This is a genomic window from Actinoplanes awajinensis subsp. mycoplanecinus, from assembly GCF_001509495.1.
GTDB classification, from domain to species: domain Bacteria; phylum Actinomycetota; class Actinomycetes; order Mycobacteriales; family Micromonosporaceae; genus Actinoplanes; species Actinoplanes palleronii.
Window position 1 is genome coordinate 194,109 of sequence record NZ_LLZH01000167.1, and the last position, 21,853, is coordinate 215,961.

At 71.9% G+C, this 21,853-nt stretch carries 15 protein-coding genes and 1 pseudogene; 14 read left to right on the top strand and 2 right to left on the bottom strand.

All coding sequences use genetic code 11. The features are described 5' to 3' along the window. The first annotated feature begins 31 nt into the window (after positions 1–31). The 8 genes from glgX to ADL15_RS56475 all read left to right on the top strand — a co-directional run bounded on the left by glgX (position 32) and on the right by ADL15_RS56475 (position 12,344). A complete protein-coding gene (glgX, locus tag ADL15_RS19710; RefSeq protein WP_067692977.1) occupies positions 32–2,143 on the top strand; it encodes a glycogen debranching protein GlgX in 2,112 nt (703 codons plus the stop codon). Further along, on the top strand, positions 2,143–4,410 hold the full coding sequence (gene treY, locus ADL15_RS19715; RefSeq protein ID WP_067692980.1) for a malto-oligosyltrehalose synthase: 2,268 nt from the start codon (positions 2,143–2,145) through the stop codon (positions 4,408–4,410). Before glgX ends, treY begins: the two co-directional genes overlap by 1 nt. Then, complete coding sequence (gene treZ / locus ADL15_RS19720; protein ID WP_067692983.1) at positions 4,407–6,140, top strand: malto-oligosyltrehalose trehalohydrolase; 1,734 nt, start codon at positions 4,407–4,409, stop codon at positions 6,138–6,140. Before treY ends, treZ begins: the two co-directional genes overlap by 4 nt. A gap of 145 nt (positions 6,141–6,285) precedes the next feature. Next, a complete protein-coding gene (gene yidD / locus ADL15_RS19725) occupies positions 6,286–6,519 on the top strand; it encodes a membrane protein insertion efficiency factor YidD (protein ID WP_067692985.1) in 234 nt (77 codons plus the stop codon). A gap of 47 nt (positions 6,520–6,566) precedes the next feature. Next, the gene (locus ADL15_RS19730) at positions 6,567–7,784 is read left to right on the top strand and encodes a transporter substrate-binding domain-containing protein (RefSeq protein WP_083971463.1); all 1,218 of its coding nucleotides are present in this window, start codon (positions 6,567–6,569) and stop codon (positions 7,782–7,784) included. Further along, positions 7,781–8,812: a hypothetical protein gene (locus tag ADL15_RS19735; protein WP_067692991.1), complete on the top strand. Its 1,032-nt coding sequence runs from the start codon at positions 7,781–7,783 to the stop codon at positions 8,810–8,812. Before ADL15_RS19730 ends, ADL15_RS19735 begins: the two co-directional genes overlap by 4 nt. Before the next feature lie 75 nt (positions 8,813–8,887). Beyond that, positions 8,888–9,610 (top strand): PP2C family protein-serine/threonine phosphatase, encoded by a 723-nt coding sequence (locus ADL15_RS19740; protein WP_067692994.1) that lies wholly within the window; start codon positions 8,888–8,890, stop codon positions 9,608–9,610. A 67-nt stretch (positions 9,611–9,677) separates the two neighbouring features. After that, entirely contained in the window at positions 9,678–12,344 is a 2,667-nt protein-coding gene (locus ADL15_RS56475) for a putative bifunctional diguanylate cyclase/phosphodiesterase (protein ID WP_269748362.1), read from the top strand. 185 nt (positions 12,345–12,529) lie between these two features. On the opposite strand, the gene hrpB is transcribed toward ADL15_RS56475, so the two are convergent. Beyond that, entirely contained in the window at positions 12,530–15,085 is a 2,556-nt protein-coding gene (hrpB, locus tag ADL15_RS19750) for an ATP-dependent helicase HrpB (RefSeq protein WP_067693076.1), read from the bottom strand. 212 nt (positions 15,086–15,297) lie between these two features. Here hrpB and uraD point away from each other — a divergent pair, with 212 nt between their 5' ends. From uraD to ADL15_RS19780, 6 genes and pseudogenes are all read left to right on the top strand, one after another. After that, positions 15,298–15,804: a 2-oxo-4-hydroxy-4-carboxy-5-ureidoimidazoline decarboxylase gene (gene uraD, locus ADL15_RS19755; protein ID WP_067693000.1), complete on the top strand. Its 507-nt coding sequence runs from the start codon at positions 15,298–15,300 to the stop codon at positions 15,802–15,804. Next, positions 15,794–16,153 (top strand): hydroxyisourate hydrolase, encoded by a 360-nt coding sequence (gene uraH / locus ADL15_RS19760; protein WP_067693003.1) that lies wholly within the window; start codon positions 15,794–15,796, stop codon positions 16,151–16,153. Before uraD ends, uraH begins: the two co-directional genes overlap by 11 nt. 12 nt (positions 16,154–16,165) lie before the next feature. Then, a complete protein-coding gene (pucL, locus tag ADL15_RS19765; protein WP_232344223.1) occupies positions 16,166–17,017 on the top strand; it encodes a factor-independent urate hydroxylase in 852 nt (283 codons plus the stop codon). Continuing rightward, positions 17,014–18,366, top strand: coding sequence for an 8-oxoguanine deaminase (locus tag ADL15_RS19770; protein WP_067693009.1), 1,353 nt, complete (start codon positions 17,014–17,016; stop codon positions 18,364–18,366). Before pucL ends, ADL15_RS19770 begins: the two co-directional genes overlap by 4 nt. 113 nt (positions 18,367–18,479) lie before the next feature. After that, positions 18,480–20,018 (top strand): annotated as a pseudogene (aceB, locus tag ADL15_RS19775) (malate synthase A); the annotation flags it as partial. Between the two features lie 13 nt (positions 20,019–20,031). Next, positions 20,032–21,168 (top strand): DUF6986 family protein, encoded by a 1,137-nt coding sequence (locus ADL15_RS19780; RefSeq protein ID WP_067693015.1) that lies wholly within the window; start codon positions 20,032–20,034, stop codon positions 21,166–21,168. A gap of 27 nt (positions 21,169–21,195) precedes the next feature. Here the strand turns inward: ADL15_RS19780 and ADL15_RS19785 are convergent, their stop codons facing one another. Further along, positions 21,196–21,597, bottom strand: a complete 402-nt coding sequence (locus tag ADL15_RS19785) for a DUF1109 family protein (RefSeq protein ID WP_157441468.1) — start codon at positions 21,595–21,597, stop codon at positions 21,196–21,198. Between the last annotated feature and the right edge of the window lie 256 nt (positions 21,598–21,853).

A 21,853-nucleotide genomic window follows, 5' to 3' on the forward strand; every position in this document is an offset into this window, starting at 1 on the left:
GACTGACCGTGGGCCGAGGGGAGCGCAATACATGCAGGTCTGGCCTGGTCACCGGTACCCGTTGGGGGCGACCTACGACGGGACGGGCACCAACTTCGCGATCTTCTCCGAGGTGGCCGAGGCGGTGGAGCTGTGCCTCTTCGACGCCACCGGGAACGAGCGCAAGGTGTTGCTGCACGAGCAGGACGCGTTCGTCTGGCACGCGTACCTGCCCGGCGTGGAGCCGGGACAGCGGTACGGCTACCGGGTCTACGGGCCGTACGAGCCGCACCGCGGGCTGCGCTGCAACCCGCACAAGCTGCTGCTCGACCCGTACGCGCGGGCGATCGACTCGGACATCGTCTGGCACCCGTCGATGTACGCGTACGAGATGGGCAACCCGGACCAGATGTCGGACCTGGACTCGGCGCAGTACATGCCGAAGGCCGTGGTGGTGAACCCGTACTTCGACTGGGGCAACGACCGCCGGCCGGACATCCCGTACCACCACTCGGTGATCTACGAGACCCACGTCAAGGGTCTGACCCAGCGGCACCCGGACATCCCCCGGGACATGCGCGGGACGTACTCGGCGATCGGGCACCCGGCGACCATCGAGCACCTGAAGAGCCTCGGCGTGACCGCCGTCGAGCTGATGCCGGTGCACCAGTTCGTGCACGACAACCGGCTGGACGACCTGGGCCTGCGCAACTACTGGGGCTACAACACGCTGGGCTTCTTCGCGCCGTACCACGGGTACTCGTCGACCGGCACGCTCGGCCAGCAGACCCAGGAGTTCCGCGGCATGGTGAAGGCCCTGCACGCGGCCGGGATGGAGGTCATCCTGGACGTGGTCTACAACCACACCGCGGAGGGCAACCACCTCGGGCCGACGCTCTCGCTGAAGGGCATCGACAACCGGACGTACTACCGGCTGGTCGAGGACCAGCCGCAGTTCTACATGGACTACACCGGCACCGGGAACAGCCTGAACGTGCGCAGCCCGCAGAGCCTGCAGCTGATCATGGATTCGCTGCGCTACTGGGTGACCGAGATGCACGTCGACGGTTTCCGGTTCGACCTGGCGTCCACCCTGGCCCGGGAGTTCTACGACGTGGACCGGCTGTCCACGTTCTTCGAGGTGGTCCAGCAGGACCCGGTGGTCGGCCAGGTCAAGCTGATCGCCGAGCCGTGGGACGTCGGGCCGGGCGGCTATCAGGTCGGCAACTTCCCGCCGAACTGGACCGAGTGGAACGGCAAGTACCGGGACACGGTCCGCGACTTCTGGCGCGGTGAGCCGGCCACCCTGGCCGAGTTCGCCAGCCGGATCACCGGCTCCGCCGACCTCTACCAGGACGACGGCCGCAAGCCGTTCCACTCGATCAACTTCGTCACGGCGCACGACGGGTTCACGCTCAACGACCTGGTCAGCTACAACGACAAGCACAACGAGGCGAACGGCGAGGAGAACCGGGACGGCGAGAGCCACAACCGGTCCTGGAACAGCGGCATCGAGGGTCCGACCGACGACCCCAAGGTGCTCGAGCTGCGCGCCAAGCAGCGCCGGAACTTCCTGGCCACGCTGATGCTCAGCCAGGGCGTGCCGATGATCTCGCACGGCGACGAGCTGGGCCGGACCCAGCAGGGCAACAACAACGCGTACTGCCAGGACGACGAGATCAGCTGGATCGACTGGGAGAACGCCGACGAGCAGCTGCTGGACTTCGCCCGCAAGCTGACCGCGTTCCGGCACCGCCACCAGGTGTTCCAGCGCCGCCGGTTCTTCACCGGCCTGCCGGTCACCGCGCGCGGCGGCGGCGACCCGCTGCCCGACCTGGAGTGGTTCACCCCGGACGGCCGGCAGATGGCCGGCGACGACTGGGGCAACGACTTCGGCCGGGCGGTCGCGTTGTTCGTCAACGGCGAGGGCATCCGGGAACGCGGCCAGTACGGCCAGCGCCACGTGGACAGCTCGTTCCTGCTCTTCTTCAACGCGCACGACGCGCCCATCGAGTTCGCCACGCCTCCCCCGGAGTACGGGGAGAAGTGGGAGAAGGTCATCGAAACCGCCGAGCCGTCCCCGGATCGCCCGTCGGTCGTGGAGGCCGGCCACAGGCTCTGGGTGCCGGACCGGTCCCTCATCGTGCTGGACAGGACGAACTGATGCCCCCGAGAAGTACCTACCGAGTGCAGGTCCGCCCCGACTTCCCGTTGAAGGCCACCGCCGAGCTCGCCGACTACCTGGCCGACCTCGGGGTCAGCCACCTCTACACCGCGCCGCTGCTGACCGCGACGCCCGGCTCGGAGCACGGCTACGACGCCGTCGACCACACCCAGGTCAGCCCGGACCTGGGCGGCGGCGAGGGGCTGCGCTCGCTGAGCACCGCGCTGAAGGCCGCCGGGCTGGGCCTGGTCGTGGACATCGTCCCGAACCACGCCGGCGTCGGCGTGCCGAAGGCCAACCCGACCTGGTGGGACGTGCTCAAGCGCGGCCAGGAGTCGGCCTACGCGGCGTACTACGACATCGACTGGTCGCGCGGGCGGCTGCTGCTGCCGGTGCTGGCCGACGAGCCCGACGCGCTCGACCACCTGAGTGTCGAGGGCGACGAGCTGGTCTACTACGACAAGCGGTACCCGATCGCCGAGGGGACCGGCGGCGGCACGCCCCGCGAGGTGCACGACCGGCAGCACTACGAGCTGGTCAACTGGACCCGGGGCGACAAGGAGCTGAACTACCGGCGGTTCTTCGCGATCGTCGAGCTGGCCGCGCTGCGCGTCGAGGACCCCGAGGTGTTCGCCGCCACGCACGCCGAGATCCTGCGCTGGGTCGACGAGGACATGGTGGACGGCATCCGGGTGGACCACCCGGACGGGCTGCGCGACCCGGCCGGCTACTTCGAGCGGCTGCGCGCGGCGGCGCCGCAGACCTGGCTGGTGGTCGAGAAGATCCTCGAGCCGGGCGAGCAGCTGCCCCGCTGGCCGGTCGACGGCACCACCGGGTACGACGCGATGGCCGAGGTCAACGGCGTGTTCGTGGACCCGGGCACCGAGCCGTTCTTCGACACGCTCGATCACTACCTGACCGGGGCGACCACGTCGTACCAGGATCTGGTGCACCAGACCAAGCACACGGTCGCGACCACGCTGCTCGCGGCGGAGCTCGACCGGCTGGCCACCCTCGCGCCGGAGATCGACGGTGCGGCGCGCGGCCTCGCCGAGCTGGCCGCCTGTTTCCCGGTCTACCGGTCCTACCTGCCGGCCGGTGTCCGGCACCTCGCCCAGGCGCGGTCCGAGGCCGGGCGGCGTCGTCCGCAACTGATCAGCGTGCTCGATCAGCTGACCAGTCGGCTGCGCAACCCGAAGGACGAGCTGGCCATAAGGTTCCAGCAGTTCACCGGCGCGGTGATGGCCAAGGGCGTGGAGGACACCGCGTTCTACCGCTGGACCCGGTTCGTGGCGCGCAACGAGGTGGGCAACGACCCGACCGATTTCGGCGTCACCCGGGACCGGTTCCACGAGGCCGCCGAGACCCGGCAGCGGGACTGGCCGGCCGCGATGACGTCGCTGAGCACCCACGACACGAAACGTTCCGAGGACGTCCGGGCCCGGCTCGCGGTGCTCTCCGAGGTGCCCGGCGACTGGACCGAGGTGGTCCGCCGCTGGACCCGGGTCGCTCCGCTCCCGGACCCCGCGCTGGCCCATCTGATCTGGCAGGTCGCGGTGGGTGCGTGGCCGCTGTCCAAAGAGCGACTTCTTGCGTACGCCGTGAAAGCGGCCCGGGAGGCCGGCGCCGCGACGACCTGGCAACATCCCGACGAGGGCTTCGAGGCCGCCCTCCGCGAGATGGTCGACAAGATCTACGACGACCCCGCGCTGCACCGCGAGGTGTCCGATTTTGCCGCCTCGATCACGCCGCCCGGCTGGTCCAACTCGCTGAGTCAGAAGCTCGTGCAGCTGACCATGCCCGGCGTGCCGGACGTGTACCAGGGCACCGAGCTGTGGGACTACTCGCTCGTCGACCCGGACAACCGGCGGCCCGTCGACTTCGGCGCCCGCCGTGACCTGCTGGCCCGCCTGGACGACGGCTGGCAGCCGCCGGTGGACGAGACCGGCGCGGCGAAGCTGCTCGTGGTCAGCCGCACACTGCGCCTGCTGAAGCAGCGGCCCGAGCTGTTCACCGGCTACCGGCCGGTCTTCGCCGAGGGGGTCAACGGCGAGCACGTGCTCTCCTTCGACCGCGGCGGCGTGGTGGCGGTGGCCACCCGGCTGCCGGTGGGATTGTCACGCCACGGGGGATGGCGGGACACCCACCTGTCACTCGAAGGCCACAGTTGGACGGAAGTGTTCACGAATGCCAGCTACGGTGGCGATCGCCTGGCTGTCGCCGAGCTGCTACAGACCTATCCCGTCGCGCTTCTGGTGAAAGAATGACTACCTTCGAGGTATGGGCGCCGGAGAAGTCGCCCCAGCTGCGCCTGGACGACCAGGTGCACCAGATGGAGTCCACCGACGGCGGGTGGTGGCGACTCGACGTGCCGTCGGCCGGCCCGGGAACGGACTACTCCTACGTCCTGCCCGACTTCGCGACCCCGGTGCCCGACCCGCGTTCGGCCTGGCAGCCGCAGGGTGTGCACGGGCCCAGCCGGGTCTACGACCACGACGCGTTCGCCTGGACCGACCGGGCCTGGACCGGCCGGCAACTGCCCGGCGCGGTGCTCTACGAGCTGCACATCGGCACGTTCACGCCGGCCGGCACGTTCGACTCGGCGATCGAGCGGCTCGACCACCTGGTCGCCCTCGGTGTCGACCTGGTCGAGCTGCTGCCGGTCAACGCGTTCAACGGCCAGCACAACTGGGGCTACGACGGGGTCTGCTGGTTCGCGCCGCACGAGGCGTACGGCGGGCCGGACGGGCTGAAGCGGTTCGTCGACGCCGCACACGCCAAGGGGCTGGGCGTGGTGCTCGACGTGGTCTACAACCACTTCGGGCCGAGCGGGGCGTACGCGCCGATGTTCGCGCCGTACCTGAGCGCCGGCGCCAACACCTGGGGCAGCTCGCTGAACCTGGACGGGCCGGAGTCCGGTGAGGTGCGCCGGTACATCGCCGACAGCGTGCTGATGTGGCTGCGCGACTACCACATCGACGGCCTGCGGCTGGACGCCGTGCACGCGCTGCACGACGAGGGCGCCGAACACCTGCTGGAGCAGCTCGCGGTCGAGGTGGAGTCGCTCTCCACCGCGCTGCGCCGGCCGCTCTCGCTGATCGCCGAGTCCGACCTGAACGACCCCAAGCTGATCACCCCGCGCGAGGCCGGCGGGTACGGCCTGCAGGCCCAGTGGGACGACGACGTGCACCACGCGCTGCACTCGCTGCTCACCGGGGAACGCCAGGGGTACTACGGGGACTTCGGGTCGCTGGACTGCCTGCGTACCGTGCTGGAGGGCGCGTTCTTCCACGCCGGCACGTGGTCGTCGTTCCGCGGCCGCAGGCACGGGCGCCCGGTCGACCGGCAGCGCACCGCAGGCCACCGGTTCGTGGCGTTCCTGCAGAACCACGACCAGATCGGCAACCGGGCGATCGGCGACCGGCTCACCGCCACGCTGTCGCCGGCGCTGCTCAAGGTCGGCGCGACGCTGCTGCTCACCTCGCCGTTCACGCCGATGCTGTTCATGGGCGAGGAGTGGGGGGCGAGCAGCCCCTGGCAGTTCTTCACCAGCCACCCCGAGCCGGAGCTGGCCGCGGCGGTGCAGAACGGCCGCCGGCGCGAGTTCTCCCGGCACGGCTGGGACGAGGCCGACGTGCCCGACCCGCAGGATCCGGCCACCTTCGAGCGGTCCAAGCTGGACTGGTCCGAGCTGGGCAAGCCGGGGCACGCGGACATGTTCACGCTGTACCAGCGACTGATCAAGCTGCGCCGCGAGGTGCCCGACCTGACCGATCCGTGGCTGTCCGAGGTCGAGGTGTGGCACGGCGACCAGTTCGTGGTGATCCGGCGCGGGCGGCACGCGGTGGCGGCGAACCTGGCGTCCACCGCGCAGACGGTGAGCCTGCGGGCGGTGCCGTCGGCGGTGCTGCTGGCGACGGCCGAGGGCGTGGTGCTGGAGCGCGACCGGGTGGTGCTGCCGCCGGAGAGCGCCGTGGTGGTCCGCACCTCCCGCTGACGGGTTTCCGGGGTGTCTCCGCAGCGCGGAGGCGCCCCTGGCGGCGCGCTTCGGGCCCGGTGGCGGGCGGGCCTCGCGTGAGACCACCACGGGACGCGGCTTGTAGCCTGCGGACGGCCGCTCCGTATTCGTACCGAAAAGGGGTTTGGTGGAAGGCGAGCCGCGCGTCGCGCAGCGGGTGGTGACCGGGGCGATCCGCGCGTATCGGAAAGTGTCGCCGCGGCTGCCGACCCGATGCCGATTCGAGCCGACGTGCAGCGCTTACGCACTGACCGCCATCGACCGGTACGGCGTGCGCAAGGGGCTGCGGCTGGCGGCCGGGCGGCTGATCCGATGTGGTCCGCGCGTCCCTTTCGGTACCGGGGACCCCGTTCCGTGACGTGATGGTGGCACCATGGCCCCGACCGCGAGAGTTGGGGGAGGGCCATGGGGGACAGTGCGGAGGATTCCGGGGGAGCCGAGGCTCCTGGTGGCGCCCCGCCGCGGGTGGGCCCGCTGCTGAGCGGTGCGCTGCGCGGTGACGTCCCGCCGCAGATCCGCCGGGTCTGGAAACTGCGCCGGCGGACCGTTGAGGACATCGCGGCCCGGGACATCGCGGTGCAGGAAGCCGTCGACGAGGGACGGATGCCGCAGCCCCTGCCGCTGGCACCGGCCTCGGAGACCGACGCGTCGCCGCAGCCGATGCCGGATCGGCCGGAGCGGTTCACCATGGCCGCGTTCCGGCTGGCGGCGCTCGGGCTGGCGCTGGTGCTGGCGGTCGGGCTGACCATGGTCCGGCTGCTGGTGGGCGGGCCGCCGTCGCTCGCCGAACTGCGCGCGCAGTCCGGGGTGGACAGCTGGCCGGTGCTGACCGTCGGGGTCAAGGACGACCAGTACGGGACCGCCTACCACGACCCGGCGACGGATATCTGGTCCGGGTTCGACATCGACATCGCCTACATGATCGCCGAGGATCTCGGGTTCGGCCGTGACCGGGTGAAGTTCTACGGCATGGAGTCCGAGGACCGGGCCCGGATGCAGGCGACCGACGAGAACGGCGCGCGGGTCCCGGTCAAGATGGTGATCGCGAGTTACAGCATCACCAAGGATCGCGAGGACATGGCCGGGGTGACATTTTCCCAGGCTTACCTCTACACCGAGCAGTCCGTCATCACGCTGAAGGGCCACAAGGCGGTCTCGTCGCTCGAAGACCTGCGGGGCCAGGACGTCTGCACGCTCTCCACCTCGACCAGCGAAGCCGCGCCGAAGCAATTCGGCGCCAACGTGTTCCGGAAGAACCGGGTCCGGGAGTGCTTCGCGATGCTCGACAAGGGTGAAGTCGACGCGGTCAGCACGGACGCGGCGATCCTGGCCGGGTGGCAGGCGAAGTTCCCGAAGAAGTACGAGCACTGGGACTTGGGCCTGGACCCGACCGAGGCGTGGGGCGTCAACGTGGGGGAGAACCCGGCGCTGAAGAAGCTCGTGGACATCACGCTGTACCGGTCGTACCGGGACTCCCGCGACGACCGGTGGGAGAAGGCCTACGAGAACAACCTGCAGGTCGAGGTGGCCGAGAACGGGACCACGCCGATCGCGGTGGCCGAGCAGCCCCGGGTGGTCCGTCCGGACGTGCGGGAACTCCCGTGGGAGGACCTGCTGCAGTGAGCGACATCTTTGTTCCCGGGCCGGTGATCGCGCCGCGGCGGCGGCGGTCGCAGCTGAACTGGCTGCTCACCGTGCTGCCCGCGTTCCCGCTGATGCTGCTGGTGCTGCGGCTCTGGTATCTCAGCCGGCAGGACCTGCCGACCATGCTGCTGCTGGTCCAGTACATCAACCCGCTCGGCATGGTCAGCGCCCTGTTCATCACGCTCAGCTGGGCCGTCCCCGCGGTGATCCTGACCCTGCGGGTGCTCGGCGGCATCCTGCTGGTGAGCAAGCCGGAGGACGCCGGGCGCTCGCCGATCTCGATCGCCGCGCTGCGGATGCCGGACTGGGTGGTGCTGATCGCCATCATGATCGCCGCCTTCACCTGGCAGCTGCGGCTGCTGCCCACCCTGGAACTGATGATCGTCGCGGTGCTCGGCCTCACCGCGGTGCAGCGGCTGCGTGCCGAGCCCTGGCTGATGCGCTGGATCACCCTGGGCGTGCCGATCCTCACCGGCGCGCTCGTCCTGATCTTCGTGTGGCCGGGGGTGGTCGCCGCGGTGCGCGGCGGCGACTACGGCACGGCCCTGATGCTCGCGGTCCCGCCGCTGCTCGGCCCGCTGTTCACCGGCCCGGTGCCGGCCCGCTGGGCGCGGCTGGTCACCCACTGGCCGGCGGTCGGCGCGGCCCTCGCGCTGCCGATCGTGATCGGCGTGACGTTCCTGCGCGCGCCGGTGCTGCCCAGCAGCGCGATCGAGGTCGGCCCGGCGGGCGAACCGGCCCGTGAGGTGATCCGCGGCCAGCTGATCGCGGTCGACGACACCTCGACGACCATGCTGCAGCCCGGCGGCGAGGTGATCTTCATCCCGAACGGCGAGGTGCAGTCCAAGACGCTCTGCCCCGAGCCGGTGAATCCGCCGGAGAGCGCGGTGGCGGTCCGCGGCTGGGCGGTGGAGGAATCAGTACTGGAATGGATCGCGCCGACACGGAAGGTGACTGAAATCGATCCCAGGTGCCTGGGACGGCCCCGTGACCGGGCCGGAGAGTAGTTTGAGCAACGACATGTGCGACATGCCGCCTACCACGTGCAGACAGCCAGCCATCGACCTGGCAGGCTGCACGCCATGACCTTGCACCTGCGGTGGGCGGCCGTCACCGACCAAGGACACGTCCGGAGCAACAACGAGGACGGTCACTACGCCGGTGATCGGCTTCTCGTTGTCGCCGACGGCATGGGCGGCATGGCCGCCGGCGATCTGGCCAGCCGGATCACCGTGGAGTCCATGGAATCGCTCGACGCGCCGATCGACACCGAACATCAGATGGACGCGCTGCACAAAGGGCTGGAACTGGCCAACCGGCGGATCGCCGAGACGGTGGCCGCCGACCCCTCGCTGCAGGGTATGGGCACCACGCTGACGGCAGTGCTCTTCAACGGCGAGCGGGCGGCGATGGCCCACGTCGGCGACTCCCGGGCGTACCTGCTCCGCGACGGACGGCTGAACCAGCTGACCAAGGACGACACGTACGTCCAGATGCTGGTCGACCAGGGCCTGATCAAGCCGGAGGAGGCGGCCGCGCACCCGCGGCGCGCCGTCGTCACCCGGGTGCTGCAGGGCGAGCCGGTCAGCCCGGCGTACGTCATCGTCGAGCCCCAGCCGGGCGACCGGTGGCTGCTCTGCAGCGACGGTCTCACCGGTGTGGTGACGGATGCGACCATCGAAGAAGAGATGCGTACCGTGCCCGACCCCAAGGCCTGCGCGGAGAGGCTCGTCGATCTCGCGTTGCGCGGTGGAGGCCCCGACAATGTCACGGTCGTCATCGCCGACGTGACCGACGGGGACTGAGCCGGTATTTTCATCCGGCCGCGGGCCATCCGCGGCCCGGAGACTGGTGGTGATCACGACGGCGCGCTTGATCGGGACACTGGCGCTCACCCTCGCGGTGGTCGCGGTCGGTGAGCTCGTGGGTGCGCCCCGGCTCTACACCGACACCGCGCAACTCGCCGCGGGCGCGATCGCGGCCTGGGCCTGCCTGATCTCGGCGCGCAGCCGAGCCGGCATCCCACGCCACTGGCGGTGGCTCGCGGCCGGCGGGCTGGCCGCGTGGTCCTCGGTCCGGCTGTGGTGGGTGGTCCAGGACCTGACCGGCCAGGACCCCTTCGCCGACCGATCGATCTTCGACATCGGCTTCGTGGTGCTGCCCGGCTGCATGCTGATCGGGCTGCTCACCGTGGTCCGGACCCGGCCGCGGCCGATACCCACGTCGACCCGGCGCGACCAGGTGGCGTTGCTGATCGACGCCGTCCTGATCACCGGGTCGGTGCTGGCGCTGGGCTGGTCGACGGTCCCGGCCACGCTGCTGGACCGGATAGCCGCGTGGGACACGCTGGCCTGGTGGGCGGCCGCCTACCCGATCGCCGACCTGGTGCTGTTCGCCATGGTGGTGCTGCTGCTGACCACCCGGCCGGACTCGGCAGCCGGACGGCGGCCACTGGTCCTGATCGGGGCGGCACTCGTGGCGTTCGGGACGGCCGACAGCATCCGGCTGTTCGGGCTCGGCCCGTCCTGGCTGGAGGCCGCCGGGCACCTGCTCGGACCGGCGATGATCGCGCTGGCGGCGCTCAGCCCGGCGCGCCAGGTGCCGCTGCCACCGGATCGGACCACGGCGCAGCGGGACTGGTTCCACCTGCTGCTTCCGTACGTGCCGGTGCTGGTCACCGGGGTGGTGCTGCTCGCCCGGACGGCGACCGGGCACCCGCTGACGTCGTTCCAGGCGTACCTGGGCTGGCTCGGGCTGGGCCTGGTGGTGACCCGCCAGATGATCATCATTCTGGACAACGTGGTGCTGCTGAACCGGGTCGCCGAGACCCAGCGGCGGCTGCACCACCAGGCGTACCACGATCCGCTGACCGGGCTGGCGAACCGGGCGCTGTTCCGGGAACGGCTGGTCCTGGCGCTCGACTCCACCCAGCACCGGGGGACGCCGGTGGCAGTGCTCTTCGCCGACCTGGACGATTTCAAGCTGATCAATGACACGTACGGGCACGCGATGGGCGACCGGGTGCTGCACGCGATCGGGGAGCGGCTGCGCGCTTCGGTACGGCCGCAGGACCTGGTGGCGCGCCTCGGCGGCGACGAGTTCGCGGTCGTGCTGGACCAGAGCGACCTGGCGTGGCAGCAGGCGACGGCGGCCACCGAGCGGGGTGCGGTCTCCGCGCTGCGCCGGGTGGTGGGGCGGCGCGGGTACGTGCTGTCCGGCGCCGGGATCCGGGTGACCGGGGACGCCCGGGCCGGAGTGGGCCGGTGGCGTGGTGCCGGACGGGCGCCGGTGCCGCGGTCGCCGGGCCGCCGTCGTACCGATCTGGGGTCGCCGTTGCTTCCGGCGCTCTCCTCCTCGGCTGTCGTGAACGGGTCGGCGCCGGTGAACGCGTTGACCCCCGCGGCCTCGCCCGTCGTGCCTGCCTCGGCGGCCTCGCCTGCCTCGCCTGCCTCGGCGGCCTCGCCTGCGGACCTCGCGCCCTCCACCACGGCGGCCTCGCCGGCGGATCTGGCGGCTCTGGCCATCTCCGCGGAGGAGCGGGCGTGGGCGGCCGAGGCGGACGGGGTCGGCGAACGGGTGCTGGCCGCGCTCCGCGAGCCGTACCTGATCGACGGCCGCTCGGTGAGCGTCGGCGCCAGCATCGGCCTGGTCGCCGCGGAACCCGGCGACCGGCTCTCCGCCGACGTGCTGCTGCGCCGCGCCGACGCCGCGATGTACGCGGTCAAACGCCGCGGCAAGGGCGCCATGATCCGCTACACCGGCCGGGTGCACGGCCCGAACGCCGACCTCCCACGGCTGCTGGCCAACGCGCTCACCGGCGGCAGCCCGGCCGAGTCCGGCTTCGAGGTGCACTACCAGCCGATCGTCCGGCTCAGCGACCGCGCGACCGTCGCCGTCGAGGCGCTGGCCCGGTGGACCGACCCGGTCGCCGGCCCGGTCCACCCCGACGTCTTCGTCACCATGGCCGAACGCACCGGCCTGGTCTCCGCGATCGACGACTTCGTGCTGAACCAGGCCTGCGCGGACGCACAGGCCCTCGCCGACCGCTACGGCCGCCCGATCGCCGTGCACGTGAACGTCTCGGCCGGTCGTCTCGGCCAGCACGGTCTCGAGGACGCCGTCGACGCGGCCCTGGCCCGGCACGCCATGCCGCCGGAACGCCTGGTCGTGGAGATCACCGAGACGCTCCGGATCCCGGACCTGCCCCGCGCCGCCGCGGTGGTGGAACGGCTGCGCGCCCGCGGCGTCCGGGTCGCCCTGGACGACTTCGGCAGCGGCTACAACGCCCTGGCCCAGCTGCACGGCATGGCGGTGGACACGGTGAAGCTCGACTCCACCCTGACCGACGTGGACACGGCGCCGGACCGGGCCGGTGCGCTCTGCCGTTCGGTCATCGCCATCTGCGCCGAGCTGGGGATCACCGTGGTCGCCGAGGGCATCGAGACCGACGAGCGGGCCGCGGCGCTGGACGACCTGGGCTGCCCGCTCGGCCAGGGCTACCTCTTCGGCCCGCCGGCCCGCCTCGCGGACCTGGGCTGAGGCCCGGGTCGGTCGGCTGGTGCTCAGGGGTGCCTCACGTCCCGTGAGACACCCCTGAGCACCAGCCGGGGGGTCCTGGTCTTGGCTGGTCGTGAGGGGTGCCTCAGAACTCCTGAGGCACCCCTCACAACCAGCCGGGACCGCGCGGCGCGGGACCGCGCGGCGCGGGACCGCGCGGCGCGGGGTCAGCGGGAGCGGGGGTTCAGGCGGCGGGTCGGCGGGGCGGTCAGTGGGTCCTCGGGCCACGGATGGCGCGGATAGCGCCCGCGCAACTCCGCCCGGACCTGCGGATAACCCTGCCGCCAGAACGAGGCGAGGTCGCTGGTGACGGCGACCGGCCGCCCGGCCGGGGAGAGCAGGTGCAGCCGCACCGGAACCCGGCCGTCGGCCAGCCGGGGCGCGTCCTTCCATCCGAACGCCTCCTGCACCTTCACCGCCAGCACCGGCGCGGCCGGATCGGAGTAGTCGACCCGGACCTGCGAACCGCTGGGCACCGGCAGCCGTTCCGGGGCGACGTCGTTCAGGCGGCCGGCCACCGACCAGGGCACCCGCCGGCGCAGCGCCGAGGCCACGTCGAGTTTCGCCAGGTCGGCGCGGCGGCGTGCGGTGCCGAGATCCAGCCAGTCCTCCGCGTCGGCGAGCAGGGCCTCGTCGGAGACGTCCGGCCACGGCTCGCCGAGCGCGGCGTGCGCGAACGCCAGCCGGGCCCGCAGCTCCTCGGTGGCCCGGCTCCAGGTCAGCAGGCTGAGTCCGGTCGCCCGCAGCCCGGTGAAGAGTGCCTCACGCAGCGCGGCCGGCTTCGGGTCGGCGATCCGCCGGGTGGTCAGCGTGATCGCGCCGAGCCGCTGCACCCGCCGGGCCACCACGTCGCCGTCGATCCAGCCGATCTCGGTGTCCTCGCGGTACAGCGCGGCCGCCACCTCCCGAGCGGTGTCCTCGTCCAGAGGCGCGGCGCTGCGGATCCGCGCGGTGCGCGCCCCGGCGGTCCGGTCGGCGGAGGCGACCGCGAGCCAGGGCGTCCCGGCGAGCGCACTGGCCGGCGGAAGGTCGGCGGCGGTGCCACCGGCCATCAGGTATTCCCGGGCGCCCGGCTCCCGGGCCAGCGCGACCCGCTCGGGGAACGCCAGCCCGACCACCAGCCCGGTGGCCAGGTCGTCGGGAATCCGCGCCGCCGCGGAGTGCGTGGCTCTGCCGGCCCGCCCGGCCTCTCCCGGCGGCGCGGTCTCGGGCGGCGCGGCGGGGCCGGCGGTGGTCGCGGCTGGATCGGGGCTGGTGGCGGCGGTCAGGCGGCGGACCTCGGCCCGCCACGGCGACGTGTTCGCGGCGCGTGCCTGGCGCACCGCCCGCACCAGGTCGTCGGTGGTCGAGCCGGGATCGTCGAGGACCGCGATGATCTCGGCGGCCCGCCGGGCACCGACCAGGGTCGCGCCGTCCAGCAGGGCACGGGCCAGCCGCGGGTGCAGACCGGCACCGGCCAGCGCGCGGCCCCGCGCGGTGACCCGGCCCTCGTCGTCGACCGCGCCCAGGTCGTGCAGGGTGGCCACGGCGGCGCGCAGCGCCCCCGCCGGCGGCGGGTCGGGCAGCGCCAGCCCGGCGCCGCCCGGGTCACCCCAGAGCGCCAGGTCGAGGGCGAAGCCGGTCAGGTCGGCCGCCGCGATCTCCGGCTCGGGCTGTGCCGCCAGCCGGTCGTGCTGAGCCTGTGACCAGCACCGATAGGCCCGTCCGGGCGCCTCGCGGCCGGCCCGGCCGGCTCGCTGGACCGCCGACGAGCGGGACACCGCGACGGTGACCAGCGCGCCCAGGCCGCGCGAGTGATCCATCCGCGGGACCCGGCTGAGCCCGCCGTCGACCACCGACCGCACCCCGGGCACGGTCAGGCTGCTCTCCGCGATCGTGGTGGCCAGCACCACCCGGCGGCCCGGCCCGGGACGCAACGCGGCGTCCTGTGCCGCGCCGGACTGGCGGCCGTGCAGCGGCAGCACCTCGGCGTCGACCCCGCGCAGCCGACCGGCCACCGTGTCGATCTCCCGCGCGCCGGGGAGGAAGACCAGCACGTCGCCGTCGCCCTCGGCGAGCGCCCGCCGGGTGGTGGCGGCCACGTGGTCGAGCAGTTTCGGATCGACCCGCAGCCCGAGCGGCGGCGCGATCGGGACGGGCGGCGGCGACCACAGCACCTCGACCGGATAGGTGCGGGCATATGCGGTGATCACCGGCGCGGGGCGGCCGGTCTCGCCGAGCACCGCGGCCAGCCGGTCGGAGTCGGCGGTCGCGGACGTCGCCAGCAGCTGCAGCTCGGGCCGCAGCACGCCGCGCACCTCGATCAGGAAGGCCAGCGCGAGGTCGGAGTCGAGGTGCCGCTCGTGGCACTCGTCCAGGATCACCACCGACGTGCCGGCCAGCTCGGGATCACGCTGCAGCCGGCGCAGCAGCAGCCCGGTGGTGACCACCTCGACCACGGTCTGCCGGGAGACCTTCCGCTCGCCGCGCACCGCGTAACCGACCCGCTCGCCGACCTGCTCGCCGAGCAGTGCGGCCATCCGGCGGGCGGCGGCCCGGGCGGCGACCCGCCGGGGCTCGGCCACCAGCACCCGGCCCGGCCCGGCCAGGGCGAGCGGGACGAGCGTGGTCTTGCCGGTGCCCGGCGGCGCGACGAGCACCGCGGCTCCCGCGGCGGCGAGCGTGGCGGTGACCTCCGGCAGCAGGTCGCGGACCGGGAGATCGGGCAGGGCGTCGGCGGGGATCAGCACGCGGACAGTCTGGCCGATGCCACCGAAGCCGGCTCTACCGAAGCGGCTCCCACCGAAGCCGATCTTGCCGAGCCTCACCGGACCGCGGATCGGCAGTGTTTCCGATTGAGGATCGTGGCAGGGTGACCGTGTTAATTCTTCGCTCCGCCGGTGCACCTGGCGGAGTCGGCCTGCTTGACTGATCAACATCGAGGAGGGGGTGACCGATGAGCGCGGTGGAGACGTTCAACGCGCTGCCGGCCGAGCGCCTGACCGACCAGTTGCTGGCCTGCCTGGCAGCGCCGGCCTGGGGCGCCACGATCGCCGCCGGCCGGCCGTACCCGGACCGGGCCGCCGTCGTCGCCGCGGCCGATGCCGCGGCGCGCGCGTTGACCTGGGAGGACGTGGTGCTGGGCCTGTCCGCGCACCCGCGGATCGGCGAGCGGGCGGCCGGCGCGTCGCAGGAGGCGGCCTGGTCCCGGGTGGAGCAGTCGGCCGCCGCGCAGAGCGCCGACGACGCGACGAAGGCCGCGCTGATCGAGGCCAACCGGGCGTACGAGGACCGGTTCGGCCACGTGTTCCTGATCTTCGCGAGCGGGCGGAGCCAGGCCGAGATCCTGGCCGCGGCCCGCGAGCGGCTCGGCAACGACGAGGCGGCCGAGCGGGTCATCGTGGCGGAGGAGCTCCGCAAGATCGCCGGGCTGCGGCTGGAGCGGGTGCTCGATGCCCTCTGACGGTCTGGCGGCCGAGTTCCACGCCCGGATCTCGACGCACATCCTGGACACCATCACCGGCGAGCCGGCCCGGGACGTCTACGTCCGGCTGGAACGCCGCGACTCGGACGGCTGGTCGACCGTCGGCGAGGGCCGCACCGACGACGACGGCCGGCTGCGCTATTCGGTGCCGATGCGTGACTGGCAGGCCGGCGGGTACCGGCTGTTCTTCTACGTGGAGCCGTACCTCGGCAAGGAGTGCTTCTTCCCGGAGATCACCATTGCCTTCCACGTGCACGATCCGGAACGTCACTACCACGTGCCGCTGCTGCTCAGCCGGTACGGCTACACCACTTATCGAGGGAGCTGAACGTTGGCGATCGTGCTCGGGCCCAACCGGTACGGCAAGGCGGAGACCCGGCTGGTCCGCGTGCACCGGGACGGCGAGACGTATGGGCTGGTGGACTTCAACGTCAGCGTCGCGCTCTCCGGTGACCTGGCGGCCACCCACCAGACCGGCGACAACTCGGGGGTGCTGCCGACCGACACGATGAAGAACACCGTGTACGCGTTCGCCAAGCAGCACGGCGTCGGCGAGCCGGAGGCGTTCGCGCTGCTGCTGGCCCGGCACTTCGTCAAGACGCAGGGCCAGGTGGACTCCGCGAAGGTCAGCGTCGAGTCGTACGCCTGGGACCGCCTCGGCCCGCACTCGTTCCAGAAGCGTGGCGACTACACCCGCACCACCGTCGTCACGGTGAGCCGCGAGGCCACCCAGGTGGTCTCCGGGATCTCCGGCCTGGTGCTGCTGAACACCACCGCGTCGGAGTTCCACGGTTTCGTCAAGGACCGCTACACGACGCTGCCGGAGTCGACCGACCGGATCCTGGCGACCGCCGTGGACGCGAAGTGGCGGCACCTGGGCGACGCCGCCGACTGGGCCACGTCGTTCCAGGGCGCGCTGGACGCGATGACCGGCGCGTTCGTGAACACCTACAGCTACTCGCTCCAGCAGACCCTGCTGTCGATGGGCACCATGGTGCTGACGAACCGCCCGGAGCTCGCCGAGATCCGCCTGACGCTGCCGAACAAGCACCACTACCTGGTCGACCTGTCGCCGTTCGGGCTGGAGAACGACAACGAGGTGTTCATCGCCGGCGACCGGCCGTACGGATTGATCGAAGGAACCGTGACCCGCGACGACGCGGCGCCGGCCAGCGCGGAGTGGTACCTGTGATCCGCCTGGAGAACGTCACGGTCGCGACCGTCGACGCGGCCGGCACGGAGTATGCCGACGGCCACGTGGTGGTCGGCGACGACGGCCGGATCGCGGCTGTCGGCGCTGGCCCGGCGACCGGTTTCGATCACGCCGAGCGGATCGACGGCAAGGGTGGCCTGGTCACCCCGGGCCTGGTCAACACCCACCACCACCTGTACCAGTGGGCGACCCGCGGCCTGGCCCTGGACGAGACGCTGTTCGGCTGGTTGACCACGCTCTACCCGATCTGGGGCCGACTGGACGCCGAGATCGTCGGCGCGGCGGCCGGTGCCGGGCTGGGCTGGCTGGCCCTGTCCGGCTGCACCACCAGCATGGATCACCACTACGTCTTCCCCCGCGACGGCGGCGACGTGCTCGGCGCCGAGATCGAGGCGGCCCGGCGGATCGGGCTCCGGTTCCACCCGACCCGTGGGTCGATGGACCTGAGCCGCAAGGACGGCGGACTGCCGCCGGACCACGTGGTCGAGGACACCGACGAGGCCCTGGCCGCGACCGAGGCGGCGATCGACAAGTGGCACGACCCGTCGCCGGACGCGATGCTGCAGATCGCGGTCGCGCCGTGCTCGCCGTTCTCGGTCACCACCCGGCTGATGGAGGAGGCCGCGGTGCTGGCCCGGCGCAAGGGCGTCCGGCTGCACACCCACCTCGCCGAGACCGACGACGAGGAGGCGTTCTGCCTGGAACGGTTCGGCTGCACCCCGATCGAGTACGCGGAACGGGTCGGCTGGCTGGGCCAGGACGTCTGGCTGGCGCACGGCGTGCACTTCGACGACGCGGCGATCGCCAAGCTCGGCGCGACCGGCACCGGGGTGGCGCACTGCCCGAGCTCCAACGCCCGGCTCGGCGCGGGCATGGCGCGGGTGCGTGAACTCGTCGACCACGGCGTGCCGGTGGGTCTGGGTGTCGACGGCGCGGCGTCGCAGGAGGTCTCGCACCTCGGCGCCGAGCTGCGGCAGGCGCTCTACACGGCGCGGCTGCGCGGCGGGCCGACCGCGATGACCGCGCGCGAGGCGCTGCGGCTCGGCACCATCGGCGGGGCGCGCTGCCTGGGCCGGCAGGACGACATCGGCTCGCTCGAGGTGGGCAAGCTGGCCGACCTGGTGATGTGGCGGCTGGACGGGCTGGGCCACGAGGGGATCGACGACCGGGTGGCGGCACTGGTCTTCGGCCCGCCGGCGCCGGTCGAGCTGGCGCTGGTCGGCGGCGAACCGGTGGTCAACCGGGGTGAACTGGTCAATGCGGACGAGGAGACCCTGACGAGGGAGGCGCGGCAAGCACACCGTCGCCTGCTGAACGCGGAACGTTAGGGATTGATGACGGTCGTGTGCCAAGTGTGATCTTCTTGGCTCTCGCGGCCGCTGACGTGGGGCGGCACCCCCATTACGCTACGCGGGAGTAATAACACCGAGAGGAGCCGTCAACGATGACCGAGATCCTGTCCGATGAGGCCGTGGCGTTCGTCGCCGACCTGAACCGGCGGTTCCGGCCGCGCCGGAACGAGCTCCTCCAGGCGCGTGCCGCCCGGCGGGCCGAGATCGCCGCCGGCGCGAGCCTGGGCTTCCTGGCCGAGACCGCCGACATCCGCGCCGCCGAGTGGTCGGCCCCGCCGGCCCCCGCCGACCTGCGGGACCGCCGCGTCGAGATCACCGGGCCGACCGAGCGGAAGATGACCATCAACGCGCTGAACTCGGGCGCCAAGGTGTGGCTGGCCGACCTCGAGGACGCCAACACCCCGCACTGGTCCAACGTGGTCGACGGCCAGCAGAACCTGTACGACGCGATCCGGCGCACGATCACGCTGGAGACCGAGAAGAAGACGTACGCGCTGAACGACGGCCCGTACCCGACGATCGTGATGCGCCCGCGCGGCTGGCACCTCGACGAGCGGCACCTGCCCGTCGACGGCGAACCGGCCGTCGGCGCCCTGGTCGACTTCGGGCTCTACTTCTTCCACAACGCCGCGGAGTTGCTCGAGCGTGGCAGTGGGCCGTACTTCTACCTGCCGAAGATGGAGTCGCACAAGGAAGCCGCGCTCTGGAACGACGTCTTCACGTATGCGCAGGAGACGTTGAACATCCCGGTCGGCACCATCCGCGCCACCGTGCTGATCGAGACGATCCCGGCCGCGTTCGAGATGGAGGAGATCCTCTACGCGCTCCGCCCGCACATCTCGGGCCTGAACGCCGGCCGCTGGGACTACCTGTTCAGCATCATCAAGTACTTCCGGGACAACCCGCGGATGATCCTGCCGGACCGCGCCTCGGTGACGATGACCGCGCCGTTCATGCGGGCGTACTCGGAACTGCTCGTGGCCACCTGCCACAAGCGCGGCGCGTTCGCGATGGGCGGGATGGCCGCGTTCATCCCGAGCCGCCGCGACCCGAAGGTCAACGAGGTGGCCCTCGCGAAGGTCAACGAGGACAAGGAGCGCGAGGCCGGCGACGGCTTCGACGGCTCCTGGGTGGCACACCCCGACCTGGTTCCGGTCTGCCAGGCGATCTTCGACCGGGTGCTCGGCGACAAGCCGAACCAGCTCGGCAAGCTGCGCCCGGACGTCTCGGTCGACGCCCGTGACCTGCTCGACGTCGCCTCGCTCGACGCGCAGGTCACCGAGGCCGGGCTGCGCAACAACGTCAACGTGGCCCTGCAATACCTGGAAGCCTGGCTGCGCGGCAACGGCGCGGTCGCGATCCACAACCTGATGGAGGACGCCGCCACCGCGGAGATCTCCCGCTCGCAGATCTGGCAGTGGATCCACAACGGCGTCAAGCTGCCGGACGGCACCCCGATCACCGCCGAGCTGGTGGCCCGGATCGAGGACGAGGAACTCGTCAAGATCAAGGAGGCGGCCGGTGGCGAGGGCCGCTTCGAGGACGCCCGCAAGCTGTTCGAGCGGGTCGCGCTGGCCGACGACTTCGCCGACTTCCTGACCAGCGCCGCCTACGACTCCATCGACTGAGGAAAATCGTCACATGCGCCTGTCCGATCATGACTATGCCGAGATCGACGGGCGCCTTGCTGCCCACGACGCGTTCCTCCGGGCCCGGTACCCGGGGGAGCGCGCCGGGCGGCAACCCGTGCACACCGTCTACGTGCCCGCCGACAAGCTCGACGGGTTCCGCGACTGGGGCACGATCGCGCTGACCGCGATGGATCAGCACGATTTCCCGTGGCCGGACGACGCGGTGCGCGCCAAGCTGGCACGGGAGCCGATCGAGGACCTGCGGGTGGACTTCGAGGACGGTTACGGCGTACGAGATGATGATCAGGAAGACGCCGCGGTCCGCAAGGCGGCGGCGATCCTGGCCGACGGACCGCGCCCGCCGTTCCTCGGCCTGCGGATCAAGTCGCTGGAGGCCGCGACCCGGCACCGCGCGCTGCGCACCCTCGATCTTTTCCTGGACTCCTACCAGGACACCTTCACCATCACCCTGCCCAAGGTCAGCGGTACGGACCAGGTCGCGACGATGGTCGCGCTCTGCGAAAAACTCGAGCTTTCGTACGGCCTGAGCACCGGCGCGCTCACCTTCGAGATCCAGGTCGAACTGCCCTCGGCGGTCCTCGCCGCGGACGGCACGGCCACGGTGGCCCGGCTGATCACCGCGGCCGACGGGCGCTGCACCGGCCTGCACTACGGCACCTACGACTACAGCGCGGCGGCCGGAGTGGCCGCGGCCTACCAGTCGATGGAGCATCCGGTGGCCGATTATGCCAAGGCGGTGATGCAGGCGGCCGCGGCGCAGACCGGGGTACGGCTCTCCGACGGGTCGACGAACATCCTGCCGGTCGGCGGCCGCGACGACGTGCACGCCGCGTGGCAGCTGCACCACCGGCTGGTCCGCCGTTCCCTGGAACGCGGCTACTACCAGGGCTGGGACCTGCACCCGGCGCAGCTGCCGAGCCGGTACGCGGCGACCTACGCGTTCTTCCGGGACGGCCGGGACGCGGCGATCACCCGCCTGCACCGGTACCTGGACCGGCAGGACAGCGGGATCATGGACGAGCCGGCGACCGCGCGGGCGCTGGCCGGGTATCTGTTGCGGGGGCTGGACTGCGGTGCGTTGACCGACGCGGGGTTCCCCCGGGAACAGCTGACCGCTCTCGTCTGATCGGGATCAGCTCTTGTCTGATCGTGATCAGCCACCGGGGCAGCTCTGGCTCCCGCCGCTGTAGACCACGCAGGTGTTCTCCGTCGCCGGCTCGCGGTCACCGCGGTCACCGTGGTCGTCGGTGATGCGGTGCGTCGCGGCGGTCACCAGCACGGTGGCGACCGCCAGCAGGACCAGCAGACCGGACCGCCGGCCGCGGCGGCTGTTGATCACCGCTAGGCCGGCCAGCACCGCGGCGACCAGACCACCGGTGATCACCGTGGTGGACGCGCCGGCGGCGGTGAGCCAGCCCGGGACCAGGCTGACCCCGGAGGCGGGACTGACGACGAGCAGGACGACCAGGGCCACCGCGGCCAGCGCGAGTCCGATCACGACGACGGTGAGCACGGTCAGCCCGGTCACCCGGCGTGGTTGGTCTGCTTCGTCCATACCGTGACACATTAGCGTCCGTCGAATTGCCGATGACCTCGAACCGCGGCGCGCCGGATACGTACAACAGGGCATCAGCCCGAACGCCGGGAGGCGAACGTGCGACACGAACCGGTACGCGCCTGGTACAAGCCGTGGACGAGACGATGCTCCTGCGGGTGCGCCTGGTACCCGTGCCCGGACGCGGTGACCGTCGCGCCGCCCGCGGTCATCCGGAGCCTGCACCTCGACGAAGTGCCGGATCCGCTCACCCGGC

Bases quoted from the DNA above. Each gene is read 5' to 3' on its own strand.
- ADL15_RS19740 (WP_067692994.1), top strand. From the start codon at position 8,888: ATGACCTTGCACCTGCGGTGGGCGGCCGTCACCGACCAAGGACACGTC.
- treY (WP_067692980.1), top strand. From the start codon at position 2,143: ATGCCCCCGAGAAGTACCTACCGAGTGCAGGTCCGCCCCGACTTCCCG.
- ADL15_RS19785 (WP_157441468.1), bottom strand. From the start codon at position 21,597: ATGGACGAAGCAGACCAACCACGCCGGGTGACCGGGCTGACCGTGCTC.
- uraH (WP_067693003.1), top strand. From the start codon at position 15,794: ATGCCCTCTGACGGTCTGGCGGCCGAGTTCCACGCCCGGATCTCGACG.
- uraD (WP_067693000.1), top strand. From the start codon at position 15,298: ATGAGCGCGGTGGAGACGTTCAACGCGCTGCCGGCCGAGCGCCTGACC.
- ADL15_RS19780 (WP_067693015.1), top strand. From the start codon at position 20,032: ATGCGCCTGTCCGATCATGACTATGCCGAGATCGACGGGCGCCTTGCT.
- glgX (WP_067692977.1), top strand. From the start codon at position 32: ATGCAGGTCTGGCCTGGTCACCGGTACCCGTTGGGGGCGACCTACGAC.
- ADL15_RS19730 (WP_083971463.1), top strand. From the start codon at position 6,567: ATGGGGGACAGTGCGGAGGATTCCGGGGGAGCCGAGGCTCCTGGTGGC.
- treZ (WP_067692983.1), top strand. From the start codon at position 4,407: ATGACTACCTTCGAGGTATGGGCGCCGGAGAAGTCGCCCCAGCTGCGC.